We start from the raw sequence: 17,490 nt of genomic DNA, 5'->3' as shown, positions 1-17,490 counted from the left end.
GTACAAGTGCAGAATATAGTCCATAAAGTTACAATACCCGCAAACAATCCCGCCTTGAAATAAAAAAAGGCTGCTTCACAGCAGCCTTTCCTTCGATTTTTTATAATTACTTTGCTAATTCTTTTACTTTCGCAACAACAGCTTTGAAAGCCTCCTGGTGGTTCATCGCCAAATCGGCAAGTACTTTACGGTTGATATCGATATCAGCCTTATGTACCAGACCCATAAATTTAGAATAAGACAAACCTTCCATTCTTACAGCAGCGTTAATTCTCTGAATCCACAATGCGCGGAATTCCGACTTTTTCTTACGTCTGTCACGGAACGCATACAATAAACCTTTTTCGTATGTGTTTTTAGCAACCGTCCAAACATTCTTTCTTGCACCAAAGTTACCTTTGGTCTGTTTTAAAACCTTTTTTCTACGTGCTCTTGAAGCAACGGCATTTTTAGCTCTTGGCATAATTCTTGTTTTTTAAATGTCAGCGTTCCGTTCAGCCGGAAACTTAAGGCATAACATTCAGGTTAATAACTCTTTAATTAATCTTACATCAATAACATCTTCTTCACAGACTTCATATTGGCATCATCGACAATCGTGCTGTGAGTAAGATTTCTTTTCTGTTTGGTTGTTTTCTTGGTCAAAATATGACTTTTGAAAGCATGTTTTCTTTTGATCTTTCCGGTAGCGGTCAAAGTAAATCTCTTTTTCGCGCTACTTACTGATTTCATCTTTGGCATTTCTCTTAATTTAATTGTGTTTCAGAAAATATGTAATTATAAAAATCGTTCGTTTTAATTGTAGATTTTAGGTCTACGATTTCAGATTGTATTCACAATCCTTCCCCTGCAAAAAAGAGAAGAATTGTAAATCAAAAACATTTATTTTTTCGGAGCCAATACCACAATCATTTTTTTACCTTCCAATTTCGGTGCAGCTTCCACTTTCCCATACTCTTCAAGCTCTGCAATAAAACGATCCAGGATATTCGTACCTTGCTCTTTAAAAAGGATCGAACGGCCTTTGAAAAATACATAAGCCCGCACTTTCGCCCCTTCCTCAAGGAAGCCTTTCGCATGTTTCACTTTAAAGTTAAAGTCATGCTCATCGGTCTGAGGACCGAAACGGATTTCTTTAATCACCACCTTTACACTCTTGGCTTTGATCTCCTTTTGCTTTTTCTTCAACTGATACAAAAACTTACTGTATTCGATAATACGGCATACAGGCGGTTCTGCATTAGGAGAAATTTCGACCAAATCGGCTCCGGCAGCTTCAGCCATAGCCAGTGCTTCACGCAAAGGATAAACCCCCGGTTCAATATTTTCACCGACCACCCTTACTGTCGGTGCTTTGATTAACTCATTGATTTTGTGTTGTGGTTCTCTGTTAATCTGCCGGTTTCTCGGACCTCTGAATTCCATTCTTGTTGCGATATTAAATCCTCCTTAATTATTAGTTACTACATTATAAAGACTGCCTTCCGGCACAACCTTATTCGTTATAAATAGCGTGCAACTGCTTGTCGACTTCGCTATGTATCATTTCGATAAATTCATCTACCGTCATCGACCCCAAGTCACCTTGCCCCTGCCTGCGGACCGATACTTTGTTTTCACGGGCTTCATTCTCCCCGACAACCAATAGATACGGAATTTTCTTCAATTCGTTATCCCGGATTTTACGCCCGATCTTTTCATTACGATCGTCTAAAACGGTGCGAATATCGGAATTATTTAACAATTCTGAAAGTTTCCGGGCATAATCGTTTGATTTTTCGCTCACTGTCAGGATGACGGCCTGATCCGGAGCCAGCCACAACGGGAATTTACCTCCCGTATGCTCAATCAATACAGCTACGAAACGCTCCATACTTCCAAAAGGAGCCCGGTGAATCATAACAGGACGATGCTTTTGGTTATCGGCTCCGGTATATTCCAACTGAAAGCGTTCCGGCAGGTTATAATCCACCTGAATCGTACCCAATTGCCACTTACGCCCGATTGCATCTTTTATCATAAAATCGAGCTTCGGACCATAGAATGCAGCTTCGCCTAGTTCAACCGTAGTTTTCAAACCTTTTTCAGCAGCAGCTTCTATAATGGCACGTTCTGCCTTTTCCCAATTCTCATCGGTTCCGATATATTTTTCCCGGTCTTTCGGATCACGCAAAGAAACCTGTGCGGTAAACTCCGTAAAATTCAAAGCTTTGAAAATAATAAAAATAATATCTATTACCTTCATAAATTCTTCCTTCAACTGATCGGGAGTACAGAACAAGTGCGCATCATCCTGCGTAAAACCGCGAACCCGCGTCAATCCGTGCAACTCACCGCTCTGCTCGTAACGATAAACCGTACCGAATTCAGCAAAACGTATAGGTAAATCCTTATACGACCGAGGTTTCGTTTTGTAAATCTCACAGTGATGGGGGCAATTCATCGGTTTCAACATAAACTCTTCTCCCTCTTGCGGAGTCGTGATTACCTGAAAACTATCCTTTCCGTACTTCTGATAATGACCGGATGTCTTATACAGATTCACATTTCCGATATGCGGGGTAATCACCTGCTGATAACCGTATTTCTTCTGCACTTTCCGTAAAAAAGTCTCCAGACGGTCTCTCAACATAGCCCCTTTGGGCAACCACAAAGGCAAACCGGCCCCTACTTCCTGCGAAAAAGCAAACAATTCCATTTCCCTACCGATCTTACGATGATCGCGCTGTTTGGCTTCCTCCATCATGACCAACCATTCGTCCAGCATTTTCTGCTTCGGGAAAGTGATACCGTATACACGGGTCAGCATCTTATTGTGTTCGTTACCTCTCCAATAAGCCCCGGCCAAGCTCGTCAGCTTGATTGCCTTAATATAGGATGTATCGGGTAAATGCGGACCGCGGCAAAGGTCTGTAAAAGTACCTTGTTTGTAATATGTGATCTTACCGTCTTCGAGATCGTTGATCAACTCAACCTTATAATTCTCATCTATAGCCGAAAAATGATCCAAGGCTTCCTGTTTGCTGACATTGATACGGCAATATTCCTGCTTCTCCCGGGCCAGTTCGAGCATTTTTTTCTCGATTACTTCCAAATCCTTATCTGTCAATACAACTCCTTCTCCCGGATCAACATCGTAATAAAATCCGTTCTCAATAGCCGGTCCGATACCGAACTTCGTATTCGGATACAATTGCTGCAAAGCCTCTGCCATTAAATGCGCAGACGAATGCCAAAACGCATGACGTCCTTCTTCGTCCTCCCAGGTAAATAATTTCACATCGGCATCATCGGTAATACCACGGGTCAAATCCCAGATCTCACCGTTGACAGATATCGACAACACTTCCTTCGCTAACTTTGGGCTAATCGACTTAGCTATATCAAGGCCGGTCACTCCCGGCTCGAATTCCTTGACACTTTCGTCAGGAAACTTAATCTTTACCATGATATTTTTCTATAAATTAATGATTCTGCATTTTTGCAATGTGCAAAGATAGTAAATAAAAAGCGAAAAGCAAAAGGCCTGCCGGCAATAAAAAACAAGGACTAAAGAAGCAAAAAAGAATTGAAAATCGTAGGCTTTGAATTACAAATTGCAAGACGGGACGACAAGACAACAAAGCGATTCCTGTTTTTAACCGATAATGCATAAAACGACCTTAAAAAATCCGGGTTGTATCGAACAAAATAACTGCCTTCGACCTGGACAAAGGCGTATCCACCCCTATCCCTGGTTATACAACTTATTGAAAAGAATCGCCAGATTCATGTAAATCGTCGTATTCTGCACAACGATATGAGAAGGCACCTTGATTCGGGCCGGTGTAAAATTCCAGATTGCTTTTATCCCCCAGGCAACCATCAAATCCGCCACATTCTGCGCATGCTCAGCCGGTACCGTAATAATTCCGATCACCACATTCCGTTCTGCTGCCATTGCCCGGAATTCGTCGATATGATAAATTTCAATATCGTTTACCTTCGTCCCGACCTTGGCATCATCCACATCAAACGCCGCCTCTATATTCAAACCGAATGCGGCCAATCCCTTGTCCTGCAATAAAGCCGAACCGAGCGACCCCGCCCCCACCAGGAAAGCATTATCCACCTTACTGAATCCCAAAAAATCTTCGAGTACACGCACAAAACTATCCACTTCATATCCGACCCTCGTCTTCCCGGTAAGTCCTGTATGGGATAAATCTTTCGTCACCTGTGTCGAATCTATATCCATATACTCAGCTATACGCGTCGACGACACGTATTTCTCTCCCCGCTTCTGTAAGGTCTTCACAAATGCCAAATAAGAAGGCATTCGTCTCAAAACCGGCACCGGAACACTGCTATCCTCTTTCATTTAAATTCTACTAAATCGTTTCTAACGTAAAAATTTACTTACAAATCAGTTTTTAAACCTACCGTCCCGATATACCCGGATCTCCCAGGCAAAGCGCTTCAATACCTTAAACGGTTCACTCCTTATTTCAGAATGCTTATAACGTCTGCAATTGTAAGAACTAACTTGCAAATATAAGTTTTTTCCCCGGCAACGAAAAAATTAAATTCAAACTTTTACAAGCAAATTTTTTATTTTTCAATTCCCCATCTTCAATTGTTTCGTACTTTTGCAACGTGTTTTCAGACATACCTTATTTTTGATTATTAATTTACGATTGTTCATAAAAAACAAGTATGGAAAATACGTTCAATCCAAAATTCAGTATTTAAAATTCATCTCATGAACTATCAGCAAACATTAGATTGGCTATTCGCACAATTACCCATGTATCAGCGTGAAGGACAGGCAGCATACAAGGCAAACCTGGACAATACGCTGAAATTAGACGAACATTTCGGACACCCGCACCGGCAATTCAAAACCATTCATATCGCAGGAACCAACGGCAAAGGTTCCGTATCCCACATGCTGGCTTCAATCTTACAGGAAGCCGGCTACAAAACCGGACTTTATACCTCTCCCCACCTGAAAGATTTCAGGGAAAGAATCAAAATCAACGGAGAAATGATCCCGGAAGAATACGTGATCGGTTTCGTAGAGCAAAATCAAGAGGTATTTACCGCAGTAAAACCCTCTTTCTTTGAAATGACGGTTGCAATGGCTTTCAAATATTTCGCCGATGCGGAAGTCGATATAGCCGTCATTGAAGTCGGACTGGGAGGGCGGCTGGATTCCACCAATATCATTACTCCACTGGTGTCGGTAATCACCAATATCTCTTTCGACCATATGGCATTACTGGGGAATACATTACCCGAAATCGCCACTGAAAAAGCCGGCATTATAAAACCCGGAATCCCGGCTATAATCGGTGCCAAAGACAGCGCTTACGACTTTGTTTTTGAAAAAAAAGCCCGGGAATGCAATGCTCCGTTGACTTTCGCTTCGGAAGAATGGCAAATAACAAACAACCAGAAGGGAACCTATGATGCCGCAACTTCCAAAGGCAGTATTCTATCTGACATCGAATGCGGGCTGAAAGGATTCTACCAGCGGAAGAACATTCCGGCAGTACTCGAAGCAGCATTCACCCTGCAAAGTTGTGGATTGGCCATATACGAGCAAGACATACGCGAAGGCATTTCAAAAGTAATCTCCAACACCGGACTCCACGGCAGATGGGAACAACTGGCAGAGCATCCTTACACAATCTGCGACACCGGACACAACATAGACGGACTCACCGAAATCACAAATCAACTGCGAACCTGTACCTACCGCGAACTCCATTTTGTTATCGGTATGGTAAACGATAAAGACGTAGACAGCGTACTCCGGATTTTACCTCCGGATGCACGCTACTATTTCTGTAAAGCGTCTATTCCCAGAGCTATGGATGAGAAATTACTGGCCCGGAAGGCTGCCGTACACGGACTGCAGGGAGAAACCTACCCGACCGTTGCCGAAGCCTACGCTGCTGCCCGTAAACAGGCCGCAGCAGAAGACATGATATACATCGGAGGCAGTACATTTGTCGTAGCCGAAGTCCTGTAAGAAGACCGGCACAGAGAAATGTTTTCTCTGTGCCGGTCTTTCTTTCCCCCCAATATTCAAATATTATTCACTTTTCAGGGCATTCACCGGATTTGCTGTTGCAGAATGTATACTTTGATAGAATATCGTGATCAACACGATCAACAGAGTCACCACCAAGGCTCCGGCAAAAATCCACCAGCTCAAAGGAATCGTATAGGCAAAATTCTGCAACCAATTACTCATCATATAATAGCTCAAAGCCAATCCGATCGGTACGGCAGGCAAAATCCGCAGAATAATATACCGGTTCAGATCATATACGATTTCCTTGACCTGGGCACCCATAACCCGGCGTAAGCTGATTTCCTTCCGTTTCTGCTGTGCGACAAATCCCATCAAAGCCACCAAACCCAACAAAGCCAGTAAAATCGCCAAAACCGTACCGCAGATCAATATACGGGAGGTAATCTCATCCTGCCAATACTGATTGTTGACAATATCACGCATCAGCACAGGGCTATACGGTTCGCCTTGGTAATGTTTATTCATAATCTCCGACAAAGCTGTCTTCGCCTGTTGATATTTACCCGGAGCATATTTTATACCCAAAGTACTACCACTGGTTCTGTATGCCGTATAAACCAATTTTCCGATCTTTTCCCGGGCAGATACATAATGAATATCCTTAGCCACTCCGACCACTGTCATCGGCATATCGTTAAATAAAACTTTTTTTCCGATCGGATCTTTCAGGTCCAGTGCCGCTACCGTCGTTTCGGTCAAAACAATACCGGCTGAATCCATCCTTCCCTCATACTTCAAATCGCGTCCCTCGATGATCGGAATACCAAACAAGCGTAAATACCCGGGCCCAGTGCGTCGTTCGTCTATAGTCAATTCTTCAGTCGACGCCTGATCCATACGCCGCAATCCCTGCCCGCTACACCCGTTCAGCGGATGGCCGCCGGATACGGATACATCAATAATATCGGGAAACTGAAGTAAATCCGCACGAAGTCCTTCATACTGCTTGAAAGTACAATTCAATTGCACCGTCATAACATTATCGGCTTCGAATCCCAACGGCATTTTCTTTACATAATCGAGTTGCCGCCAAACAACAAACAAAGCCGATACACAAAAAATCACCACAGAAAATTGCACCACAACTGAAGTTGCCGTCAATTTATATTTCCTCACCGTCGTTTTACGGATCAACTCCGTCGGACTGAAACGGGACAGGTAATAAGCCGGATATCCCCCCGCAATCACCGTTACAAGCAAAAAAAGTAAAATAAAATACCCCCACATAACTCCCGTTATTCCCACATCCGCAGGTAAATTAAAATTAATCAACCGGGCGAAAGGAGTAGAAAATACATAGTAAAACACAATCGCTATGATAAAAGACAGCAAAGTCACTAAAGTCGTCTCACTGAACAACATTTTAACAATATTCGACCGCTCCGCTCCGTTGGTTTTCCGGACACTGATCTCCGTTGCCCTTTTTTCTCCCTGAATAATATTCAAAGATATAAAATTGGACAAGGCTATAGCCAAAATAAATACCGTCACTAAAATAATAAAAATCAGATTCGCCTTACTGGTTTTAGGGGTCAAATCAAAGCTCGATTGTGTTCCGATGTGGATGCCGTTCAACGGTTCGGTAATACTCCCGAATTTACTGTCACCATAACCATTAAAACGTGTTTCCAGCAAATTCTTATTCACTGCATTGCATTTCTCAATGGCTGCGGCATAATCCGTCCCTTCCCGGAATTTCACATACGTATAGTATTCCAGGCCTCCCCAACCGAATTCCGGTAATTTAGTCAGTAAATCAAAACGGAAATGGGTATTTAAAGGTATATCTGCCACAACGGCTTTTATTTCCAGTGCTGTCTTATAATCGTCGTACATCAGGCTTTTTCCTACAGGATTGCTCCCGACACCGAAAAAGCGGTCGGCCATACTCCGGGTAATGACGCAAGTATTGGGTTCGTTCAAAGCCCCGTCCAAATTTCCGTATAGCAAATTAAAATCAAAAATCTGTAAAAACGAGGAATCCACCATATACGACCTGACCGAAGCTTTATCTCCATTCTCATATTTCAGATTCATATTCCCCCATTTATACAAACGACTGGATACTTCGACCTCCGGCACTTCTTTTACCAAGGTGGATGCCAACACACCGAAATTAATCGGATAATTCACCACATTTCCACCCTCGTCCCAAACTGTCAATATCCGGTAAATCCGGTCCGCATCTTTGAAATGTTTATCGTAAGAGTATTCAAAGTGCAAATACACCAATAAAAATAACGCCACGGCCAATCCCGTCCCTAATCCGAGAATATTAATTACCGTCAATCCTTTGTTATGAAAGGCTGTCCTGAATAAACGCGCAAAAAAATTCATATTTCAAGTAATTTAATTATTTCGCATACAAGAAATCAAAAAACATGCCATTCCACATAAAGCACTATAAAACAAATACATACCATTACAACAAAAACATCGGATGTCTAAAAAAAAGACATCCGATGTATAAAAACTTGACACTCTTTTTACAAGAGATCAATATATCCTCTCCGAAAGATTATTCGGCAAAAGCATGGTGATAACCGTCTAACTTCTGCCATCCGCCACGGGTAAAATCAGGTACGGCAACCGGAGCACTGTTATTTTCGATGGAAATCCGGGTCAACTCGGCCATAGAACACCATTCAGCCAAGTCATATACGTCCATATCCAAAGGTAAACCGTTACGTAAGCAATACACCAAACGATAATCCATAATAAAATCCATACCGCCGTGTCCGCCTACTTTTTTAGCCGTTTCTTCCAATTCCCGGTGAATGGGGTGTTTATATTTTTCCATCAACGCTTTTTTCACATTTTCAGGTACAGCACCGTGAGCATTCAAATTCTCGTGATTGGGTACATCATTAGCGTCTACCTGTGCCGGTCTCAAACAATATTCTGCAATCGGATATTTACTTGCAAAACCGTCGGTTCCTACCAATTGATACATACGGCTATACGGACGGGGAGTCATGACATTATGCTGTATCAACATTGTCTTTCCGTTTTCCGTACGGATAATTGTAGTCGTCTGGTCTCCATTCTGGAAATCTTTCACTTCCTCACCCGTTGTTTTCTTAATATATTCAGGGCCGTTTACAGCTTTCGTATCCATAGATACCAGATACTTCATCCGGTCGCCCCGGTGAATATTCAACAACTGACAAGCCGGGCCCATTCCATGAGTAGCATATACATCACCCCGGTGTTTGCGGTTGTAATCCATACGCCAGTTGTTCCAGTAATACGGCCAGAAATCTTCCAGATTATGGATATAGGCACCTTCCACATGAAGTATATCCCCGAAAAGACCTTGCTGTGCCATATTCAATGTCGTCAACTCGAAAAAGTCGTACACGCAATTTTCCAATTGCATACAGTGTTTACGGGTCTTTTCAGAAGTATTGATCAACGACCAGATTTCATCCAAAGTCATAGCTGCAGGCACCTCAATAGCAACATGTTTCCCGTGTTCCATGGCATACACTCCCATTTGAGCATGGTGTACCCAATCCGTTGCTATATACACCAAATCAATATCATCGCGTTCACACAACTGTTTCCATGCATCTTCGCTGCCTGAATAAGCTGCAGCCTCCGGTAAACCTGCATTTTTCAGAATATTCTGACTTCTTTCAACACATTCGGGACGAATGTCACAAAGAGCCACAACCTTAGTTCCGGGAATATGGGTAAAACGCTCAACAGCCCCGGGACCACGCATTCCCAGTCCGATAAAACCGACCCGTACCGTATCCAGCTTCGGTGTAGTCAATCCGACAACATCTTCCTGTCCGGCAGGACGTTCCGGTTGTCCGACCTCGATAGGTTGCACGACACCTGCTTTGTCTTTTTTGGCAGAGGCATCGCAACACGACATAAATAAAATGGCAACTACCAGAAAACTTAAAGATTTCAACATAGATAATAAATTTATGAGTTATTATTAAAAATTTCGGCACACAAATTTCAACCGTTTGCGACGGTAAAGATATATTATTTTTATCATTTTACAACACACCTATGTAAATTTTTTAATAAAGATTCTTTTGTAAAAAAAATCCGGCAAATTAATCTGCCGGATCTGATTTTTCCTGAATATACTGACATAAATCAGGTTCATCCCCCTCTGAATGCAATTTCTCAACATCATTTCCCATGGCCTCCTCTTCTTCTAATTGTGCCCTCATCGACGGACTTCGTCCTTCTTTTGGCTGCCGGTCGGCAGCCTGTACATATTGTCTGTGCTCTTTATCGTTCATATCCTATACTAATTTAACCGTTTATTCATGGAACGACACGAAAGCAAGAAGGTTACCCAACTTTCCTCACAAAACGATAAATGAAGTTATTTTCAGATCTTTTTTGCTTTTATACGTAAACTGTTACTAACAACAGATACGGAGCTAAATGCCATAGCTGCAGCCGCAATCATCGGATTCAACAAAAATCCGCAACAAGGATAAAGTACTCCTGCCGCCAAGGGGATACCGATAAGGTTATAAATAAAAGCCCAAAACAGATTCTGCCGAATGGCATGCGTTGTCTGCCGTGACAATGCAATAGCCTTGGGAATCACATTCAAATCGGAAGTTATAAGCGTAAGTTTCGCCACATCAATAGCAATATCCGATCCCCGTCCCATAGCCATACTGACATCGGACTGCGCCAAGGCTTGCGAATCATTGATGCCGTCACCCACCATAGCCACCTTTATCCCCTGGCGTTGCAACGATTTTACAAATTCAGCTTTATCCGAAGGCATCACCTCGGCCTGATATTTTCCAATGCCGGTCTGATCAGCAACAGCCCTCGCCGTTACGGCATTATCCCCTGTGAGCATATAAACTTCCACGCCCATTTTCTTCAGCCGGCTGACCGCCTCGGCCGAAGTCGGTTTTATCCGGTCGGCAATGCCGATCACGGCCAATACCTTATGCTCATCAGCGAAATGCACGACCGTATTCCCGGCCAATTGCAATTCCTGTACCCAGTCCTGCAACTCTCCGGACACGACAATACTCTGCGCTTCCAGCAGACGGCGGTTTCCGATATAATAATCCTTCCCGGCAATACGTCCCCGTACTCCCTGTCCCGTAATACTTTCAAAACTACCGTCTCTCCCCGCAGTAATACCCATTTCCGTCAGATACGTAACCACCGCTCCGGCCAAAGGATGTTCCGACTGGCTCTCCAGTTCCAATAAAACAGGCATATAAATCCCGGCAGAAATACCTTCATTCCAATATATTCCGGTAACTTCCGGTTTACCTTCCGTTATCGTTCCGGTCTTATCCAGCACAACAGCCCCGACTTTATGCAATTCTTCCAGACTTTCTGCATCTTTTATCAAAATATTATTTTCGGCTCCCTTTCCTATACCGACCATTATGGCCGTCGGAGTCGCCAATCCCAAAGCACAAGGGCAAGCGATCACCAATACCGTAATCGAAGTAAGCAAAGCGTGGGTAAAAGCCTCCCCTCCGCCAACCCACATCCACACAACAAAAGTAATAATCGCAATACCGATAATCACCGGAACGAATATGCCGGCAATCCGGTCCACCAAACGCTGTACCGGAGCTTTACTCCCCTGCGCCTCCTGCACCATCTTTATAATATGGGCCAAAACCGTATCGTTACCGACACGCTCTGCCGTAAAACGGAAACTTCCCTTCTGATTCACCGTACCGGCAAAAACTTTACTTCCCGTTACCTTCTCTACCGGTACCGGTTCTCCGGTGATCATGCTCTCATCGACAAAAGAAACACCCGTATTAATTGTCCCGTCTACAGGTATCCGTTCTCCCGGCCGTACCGACAATACATCCCCTTCCTGAATTACTTTAAGCGGAATCTCTGTTTCAGTGCCGTCATCAGCTACCCGGATGACCGTCTGAGGCTGTAACCCCATCAATTTACGAATAGCCGCAGACGTTCCAGCCTTAGCCCGGCTCTCCAGCAAACGTCCCAATAAAATCAAAGCAATGATCACAGCCGCAGCCTCATAATACACATGAGCCTCCAACCCCCGGGACGTCCAATATTGAGGATAAATCGTCGTAAACAAGCTGAATAAAAAAGCGATTCCCGTGCTTACCGCAACCAACGTATCCATATTGGCGCGGCCGTGTCGCAATTGTTGCCAGGCATTAATATAAAAATGCCGGCCGAAAACCAGGATCACCGGCACGGTACATATCAACATAATCCAATCGCCATAAGGCATATGCATAAAAAACATACCGATAATAAATACCGGTAAAGAAAAAACAATCGCGCCTATCGTATTCTGTCTCAACTTATGGTATTCCTTCCGTTGACGAATCTCTATATCACTTTCCGTTTCCTCCTCCAAAATCAAATCGTATCCGGCAGCCTGTACAGCCTCCTGCAAATCAGTCGGAGTAACAACCGATTCATCGTATTCCACCATAACCATAGAAGCCGCAAAATTAACTTTTGCTTCTTTCACGCCCTTTGATTGAGACAATACCTGTTCTACACTCATAGCACAACCGGCACAACTCATTCCTGTCACATAAAATGTTTCTCTCTTTTCCATAATACATTATTTTATCTCACCTATCTGTACGCCCCCTCCGAAAATTTAGTTTCATACAAAAATAAGCAAAAGAGCCCGAAAATCATTGCAGATTTCAGATTGTCAATTATCGGACTTATCAATTCATCATATCTATTTAACCCGGAATTTACGATCACTTGAAAACATCAATCAAAAATTACACCACGAGTCCGTCCCTTTGCAAAATTTTCACCCTAATCTTATTTTTCAATTTAAAATTTAAAGCTTATGTTTACACACCAACAAACTGATTACAAACAGTTTATCCACACAAAATATATTTTCTCGATATATTTATAAATTAATTCGATCAAAAATATTATTTATATTGAGAAAATTGATATATTTTTGTAATGCAAAAAGAAAACAATAACAATTTAATACAAATAATGATGGAAACAATTATTAATTCTCAACTACCTGAATTCAGTGTTCAAGCTTTTCACAATGGTAAATTCAAAACCGTAACAAACGAAGATGTTAAAGGCAAATGGGCTATTTTCTTCTTCTATCCGGCCGATTTTACATTTGTATGTCCGACCGAACTTGTGGATATGGCTGAAAAATACGCACAATTCCAAGCAATGGGAGTTGAAATCTACTCTGTAAGTACCGATTCTCATTTTGTTCACAAAGCCTGGCACGATGCTTCTGAAAGCATCCGTAAAATCAACTACCCGATGTTGGCAGACCCGACCGGAGCATTAAGCCGCGCTTTCGGAGTTATGATCGAAGAAGAAGGTATGGCTTACCGGGGAACTTTCCTGATAAATCCGGAAGGTAAAATCAAAGTTGCAGAAATCCACGACAACAACATCGGCCGGGACGCTAATGAATTACTGCGGAAAGTAGAAGCCGCTCAATTTGTAGCCACCCATGCCGGAGAAGTTTGTCCGGCCAAATGGAAAAAAGGCGACGCTACGTTAAAGCCGAGTATCGACTTAGTCGGAAAAATTTAATATTCATTTCTAAAGCCGGCACCCCTTAGCCGGCTTTTTTTAACAACACAAACTATGTTAGATACAGCATTAAAAGACCAACTAAACAACATATTTGCGGATCTGGAGGCCAATTACACCCTGGATATTCATGTCGATCCCGAACATGAAAGCCGTCAGGAACTGCTCGAGCTATTGGAAGACGTTGCAAACTGCTCTGAAAAGATCACATGCAATGTAACGACCGGAAAAAATCTCGAATTCCATATATTGAAAAACGGAACCGATACAGGCATAAAATTCAGAGGCATTCCCAACGGACATGAATTTACGTCTTTACTGCTTGCCATTTTAAACAGTGACGGGAAAGGCAAAAATCTACCGGACAGCAATCTGCAAAAACGCATACAGGCATTAAAGGGCCCCATACAGATCAAAACTTACGTATCTCTGACCTGTACCAATTGCCCTGATGTCGTACAAGCTTTGAATATCATTTCAATCTTCAATCCCCAAATCGAGCATGTCATGATAGACGGAGCTCTCCACCGGGAAGAAGCAGACGAACTCAAAATACAGGCCGTTCCCTCCGTCTTTGTCAACGACCGGCTTATACATGTCGGACGCGGAGAACTCGGAGAATTACTGAATAAACTGGAAGAATTTTACGGAACCGCGGATACCCTTTCCGAACCGACCGAGCATCAATATGACGTTATCGTTATCGGCGGCGGTCCTGCCGGTTCTTCTGCCGCGATATATTCAGCCCGCAAAGGCCTGAAAGTAGCCGTTATTGCCGAACGTATCGGAGGACAGGTAAAAGAAACCGTAGGTATTGAAAACCTGATCTCTGTCCCGCTAACAACAGGCAGTAAACTGGCAAACGATTTACTGACCCATATGCAACAATATCCGATCGATATTTTTGAACACCGGAAACTCGAAAAGATAGAAATAGAGGATAAGCAAAAAATCATATCTACCAAAGGCAATGAAAAATTCCGGGCACCGGCTGTAATCATCGCAACCGGTGCAAGCTGGAGAAAATTGAATGTTCCCGGTGAAACCGAACATATCGGTAAAGGCGTTGCCTTCTGTCCCCACTGTGACGGTCCTTTTTACAAAGGACGCCATGTTGCGGTTGTCGGAGGCGGTAACTCGGGAATCGAGGCTGCAATCGACCTCGCCGGTATCTGCTCTCAAGTAACCGTTCTGGAATTTTTAGACGAACTAAAAGCAGATAACGTATTGCAGGAAAAAGCCAAAAGTCTGCCGAATGTCGAAATATTCCGGAGTTCACAAACCATGGAAGTAATCGGCAACGGCGAGAAAATAACGGGAATACGCGTAAAAGACCGCAAAACCGAACAAGAACGGATCATCGCATTAGACGGTGTTTTTGTCCAGATCGGACTCGCCGCCAATAGTGAAATTTTCAAGGGCATCGTAGAAACCAACCGGGTAGGCGAAATCATAATCGACGAACATTGCCGCACCAATGTTCCGGGAATATATGCTGCCGGAGATGTATCGACTGTGCCGTACAAACAAATCATCATTTCCATGGGAGAAGGAGCGAAAGCAGCACTTTCCGCATTTGAAGACCGCATTCGCGGAATATAAAATTTGTTTGTTCTCAACAATAAATGAAAAGTCGCGTTTCCACGCGACTTTTATATTAACCCAATAACATTCCTTCGGCAACTTCCCGGGCCGTCTCCTGCGATCCGGTAATGTGCTCCAACAAAGCCAACCCGAAAGCAAAAGCATAAGCAGGTCCCCGGCCTGTAATTATATTTCCATCTGTCACAACGCCTTCCTGCCGCACATTTATTCCCGGGAGAAACTTTTCAAAACCCGGATAACAAGTCATTCGGATTGACTTATCCAGCGGCAATTTTCCCAATACCAATGCAGGAGCAGCACAAATCGCAGCTATCGGCTTCTTTTTCTCAAAATGCCTGTTCAGCATCTCCATCAATACGGACGATTCAGACAAATGCTGGGCGCCGGGCATTCCTCCCGGAAAAATCATATATTCTGCATCCGCTTCATTTACTTCTCTCAAAAGTCTGTCCGCCGAAACAACCACTCCGTGAGCCCCTTCCACTTCTTTCCTGTCGTAGACAGACACCGTATACACTTCCACCCCACCACGACGCAATACATCCAAAGTACCCAAAGCTTCAACTTCCTCAAATCCGTCTGCTAAAAATAAAAACGATTTTTTCATAAGCTCAAATATAAAAATTATACAACAATCGACATTTCTCCGAGTATTCCGACAATCCGTTTTCCAGCAAAACAAACATACCGGAATCTATAAATTTCATTTATAACAATCGGGTCAAAACTCATAATCAGTTATCCCGTTTTCCCGTTCAAACCTGTTCAAACGATTTTTCAGTCTTCTGATTTCCACCTGCATACTTTCCATACGGTCCAATATATGCCGGATAGCATCTATACCCTCAATATTAATTGATAAATCATAATACATACGGGTATACCGTTCCAAATCCTGTAATTGGGAAACCAACAGATATTCCGTATTCTTTTCTTTGCGGATATCGATCAGTCCCTCATTGTACAACAACACGATAAATGAATGGTCTATATGATTCTGCCGGCAATACTCATTGACAATAATTAAATCCGTTTCCATAATACGGTCGTTTTATTAATTTATTTTCGTCGGTTACTCTATCCTCGTTTTACAACCCCTTTATACTGCATTTCAACCTAAAATTCCTAATACCCTATCCTATAAATCTCAAAATCAATCAATCAATCAATCCTACATCCAATTCCCTATCAAGCCCATTCTCCAATTTGAAATCTAAAACTCCTATAAACACTGCAATTCTCTACTCAATCGTAAATCAAAAATTACACAATAAGTCCGTCCCAATGTGTAATTTTCCCGTCTCTTCCTTTAACTCATACGCTGCAATTCCTGAAACAGTTCTTTTTGTTTCTCCGTCAGATGCGTCGGCACTTCTACCGACCATGTAACGATCAAATCCCCAAACTGCCCCTCTTTCTTGTATACCGGAAAACCTTTTCCTTTCAAACGTACCTTTGTTCCGTTCTGGGTCTCGGGTTTCACTTTCAGTTTCACCTTACCGTTCAACGTATCGATCACCTGTTCTCCGCCCAACACGGCAGTATACAAATTCAGCGGCACATCTACATATAAATCGTTGCCCAAACGCTTAAATACAGGATCTTCCGGTATGACGAAGGTAATATACAAATCGCCTGCAGGTCCTCCGTTTATACCGGGAGCTCCCTGCCCTCCCAATTTAATCGTCTGTCCGTCCTCCACTCCGGCAGGAATCGTAATCCGGATCTTTTTATCATTGACCGTCAATATCTGTTTATGGGTTTGAGCCGCATCCCGCAACGATAACTGCAATTGCGCATTGTAATCCTGTCCCCGGAATCCGGCACTTCTTCCGCCACGACGCCCTCCCCGTGAACCGAATAACGATTCAAAGAAATCTGAAAATTCTCCGTCATCCCCGGAAAATCCCCCGGCCGACGACCAATACCCTCCTCCTCCGGCCCCACCGTATTGCCGCTGCTGCTGTTGCTGTGCCTCAAACTGATCGGCATGTTGCCAATGCTCACCGTACTGATCATACTTCTTCCGTTTTTCCGGATCACTCAATACCTCATTGGCTTCATTTATCTCCTGAAAACGCCGCTTGGCATCCGCATCATTCGGATTCAAATCAGGATGATGCTTCCGGGCTAATTTTTTAAAAGCCTTTTTAATATCATCCTGGGAAGCACTCTTATCAACTCCGAGAATTTTGTAATAATCTATATATGCCATATTTCACATTATAAAAATCCAATATCAAAAAACCGGCACC

Annotated in this window: 13 protein-coding genes and 2 pseudogenes; 3 read left to right on the top strand and 12 right to left on the bottom strand. The window is 43.1% G+C overall.

Annotated features, from left to right (window positions below; all coding sequences use genetic code 11):
• Positions 1-106: 106 nt before the first annotated feature.
• The 5 genes and pseudogenes from rplT to BN8908_RS03085 form a co-directional block, all read right to left on the bottom strand.
• Positions 107-463 carry a 50S ribosomal protein L20 gene (gene rplT, locus BN8908_RS03105; protein WP_021987307.1) on the bottom strand — a complete coding sequence of 119 codons (357 nt, stop codon included), beginning with the start codon at positions 461-463 and terminating at the stop codon, positions 107-109.
• Positions 464-546: 83 nt separating this feature from the next.
• A complete protein-coding gene (gene rpmI, locus BN8908_RS03100; protein WP_021987308.1) occupies positions 547-741 on the bottom strand; it encodes a 50S ribosomal protein L35 in 195 nt (64 codons plus the stop codon).
• A 144-nt stretch (positions 742-885) separates the two neighbouring features.
• A pseudogene (infC, locus tag BN8908_RS03095) lies at positions 886-1,425 on the bottom strand (translation initiation factor IF-3); the annotation flags it as partial.
• Positions 1,426-1,495: 70 nt separating this feature from the next.
• Positions 1,496-3,448 (bottom strand): threonine--tRNA ligase, encoded by a 1,953-nt coding sequence (thrS, locus tag BN8908_RS03090; RefSeq protein WP_021987310.1) that lies wholly within the window; start codon positions 3,446-3,448, stop codon positions 1,496-1,498.
• A gap of 279 nt (positions 3,449-3,727) precedes the next feature.
• Positions 3,728-4,360, bottom strand: a complete 633-nt coding sequence (locus BN8908_RS03085) for a redox-sensing transcriptional repressor Rex (protein WP_021987311.1) — start codon at positions 4,358-4,360, stop codon at positions 3,728-3,730.
• 381 nt (positions 4,361-4,741) lie between these two features.
• Here BN8908_RS03085 and BN8908_RS03080 point away from each other — a divergent pair, with 381 nt between their 5' ends.
• Positions 4,742-6,016, top strand: a complete 1,275-nt coding sequence (locus BN8908_RS03080; protein ID WP_068688999.1) for a bifunctional folylpolyglutamate synthase/dihydrofolate synthase — start codon at positions 4,742-4,744, stop codon at positions 6,014-6,016.
• Between the two features lie 63 nt (positions 6,017-6,079).
• Here BN8908_RS03080 and BN8908_RS03075 read toward each other — a convergent pair whose 3' ends face one another.
• The 4 genes and pseudogenes from BN8908_RS03075 to BN8908_RS03060 all read right to left on the bottom strand — a co-directional run bounded on the left by BN8908_RS03075 (position 6,080) and on the right by BN8908_RS03060 (position 12,650).
• Positions 6,080-8,419, bottom strand: a complete 2,340-nt coding sequence (locus tag BN8908_RS03075) for an ABC transporter permease (RefSeq protein WP_068688997.1) — start codon at positions 8,417-8,419, stop codon at positions 6,080-6,082.
• Positions 8,420-8,600: 181 nt separating this feature from the next.
• Positions 8,601-9,914: pseudogene (locus BN8908_RS03070) on the bottom strand (Gfo/Idh/MocA family protein); the annotation flags it as partial.
• Positions 9,915-10,155: 241 nt separating this feature from the next.
• Positions 10,156-10,347: a hypothetical protein gene (locus BN8908_RS03065; protein ID WP_021987316.1), complete on the bottom strand. Its 192-nt coding sequence runs from the start codon at positions 10,345-10,347 to the stop codon at positions 10,156-10,158.
• 92 nt (positions 10,348-10,439) lie between these two features.
• On the bottom strand, positions 10,440-12,650 hold the full coding sequence (locus tag BN8908_RS03060; RefSeq protein WP_068688995.1) for a heavy metal translocating P-type ATPase: 2,211 nt from the start codon (positions 12,648-12,650) through the stop codon (positions 10,440-10,442).
• 413 nt (positions 12,651-13,063) lie between these two features.
• On the opposite strand from BN8908_RS03060, the gene ahpC reads away from it, so the two are divergent.
• Both ahpC and ahpF read left to right on the top strand, forming a co-directional pair.
• On the top strand, positions 13,064-13,630 hold the full coding sequence (gene ahpC / locus BN8908_RS03055; protein WP_021987318.1) for an alkyl hydroperoxide reductase subunit C: 567 nt from the start codon (positions 13,064-13,066) through the stop codon (positions 13,628-13,630).
• A gap of 54 nt (positions 13,631-13,684) precedes the next feature.
• Entirely contained in the window at positions 13,685-15,232 is a 1,548-nt protein-coding gene (ahpF, locus tag BN8908_RS03050) for an alkyl hydroperoxide reductase subunit F (protein WP_068688993.1), read from the top strand.
• 55 nt (positions 15,233-15,287) lie between these two features.
• On the opposite strand, the gene BN8908_RS03045 is transcribed toward ahpF, so the two are convergent.
• From BN8908_RS03045 to BN8908_RS03035, 3 genes are all read right to left on the bottom strand, one after another.
• Positions 15,288-15,842, bottom strand: coding sequence for a DJ-1 family glyoxalase III (locus BN8908_RS03045; protein WP_021987320.1), 555 nt, complete (start codon positions 15,840-15,842; stop codon positions 15,288-15,290).
• 114 nt (positions 15,843-15,956) lie between these two features.
• Entirely contained in the window at positions 15,957-16,274 is a 318-nt protein-coding gene (locus tag BN8908_RS03040; RefSeq protein ID WP_068688991.1) for a chaperone modulator CbpM, read from the bottom strand.
• 270 nt (positions 16,275-16,544) lie between these two features.
• Complete coding sequence (locus tag BN8908_RS03035; RefSeq protein ID WP_021987323.1) at positions 16,545-17,450, bottom strand: DnaJ C-terminal domain-containing protein; 906 nt, start codon at positions 17,448-17,450, stop codon at positions 16,545-16,547.
• Positions 17,451-17,490: the final 40 nt, after the last annotated feature.

It is taken from the genome of Culturomica massiliensis (genome assembly GCF_900091655.1).
Classification (GTDB): Bacteria; Bacteroidota; Bacteroidia; order Bacteroidales; family Marinifilaceae; genus Culturomica; species Culturomica massiliensis.
The sequence above is the reverse complement of the archived record's forward strand: the minus strand, read 5'-3'. Positions and strand labels throughout refer to the sequence as shown.

Bases quoted from the DNA above. Each gene is read 5' to 3' on its own strand.
- rplT (WP_021987307.1), bottom strand. From the start codon at position 463: ATGCCAAGAGCTAAAAATGCCGTTGCTTCAAGAGCACGTAGAAAAAAG.
- rpmI (WP_021987308.1), bottom strand. From the start codon at position 741: ATGCCAAAGATGAAATCAGTAAGTAGCGCGAAAAAGAGATTTACTTTG.
- thrS (WP_021987310.1), bottom strand. From the start codon at position 3,448: ATGGTAAAGATTAAGTTTCCTGACGAAAGTGTCAAGGAATTCGAGCCG.
- BN8908_RS03085 (WP_021987311.1), bottom strand. From the start codon at position 4,360: ATGAAAGAGGATAGCAGTGTTCCGGTGCCGGTTTTGAGACGAATGCCT.
- BN8908_RS03080 (WP_068688999.1), top strand. From the start codon at position 4,742: ATGAACTATCAGCAAACATTAGATTGGCTATTCGCACAATTACCCATG.
- BN8908_RS03075 (WP_068688997.1), bottom strand. From the start codon at position 8,419: ATGAATTTTTTTGCGCGTTTATTCAGGACAGCCTTTCATAACAAAGGA.
- BN8908_RS03065 (WP_021987316.1), bottom strand. From the start codon at position 10,347: ATGAACGATAAAGAGCACAGACAATATGTACAGGCTGCCGACCGGCAG.
- BN8908_RS03060 (WP_068688995.1), bottom strand. From the start codon at position 12,650: ATGGAAAAGAGAGAAACATTTTATGTGACAGGAATGAGTTGTGCCGGT.
- ahpC (WP_021987318.1), top strand. From the start codon at position 13,064: ATGGAAACAATTATTAATTCTCAACTACCTGAATTCAGTGTTCAAGCT.
- ahpF (WP_068688993.1), top strand. From the start codon at position 13,685: ATGTTAGATACAGCATTAAAAGACCAACTAAACAACATATTTGCGGAT.
- BN8908_RS03045 (WP_021987320.1), bottom strand. From the start codon at position 15,842: ATGAAAAAATCGTTTTTATTTTTAGCAGACGGATTTGAGGAAGTTGAA.
- BN8908_RS03040 (WP_068688991.1), bottom strand. From the start codon at position 16,274: ATGGAAACGGATTTAATTATTGTCAATGAGTATTGCCGGCAGAATCAT.
- BN8908_RS03035 (WP_021987323.1), bottom strand. From the start codon at position 17,450: ATGGCATATATAGATTATTACAAAATTCTCGGAGTTGATAAGAGTGCT.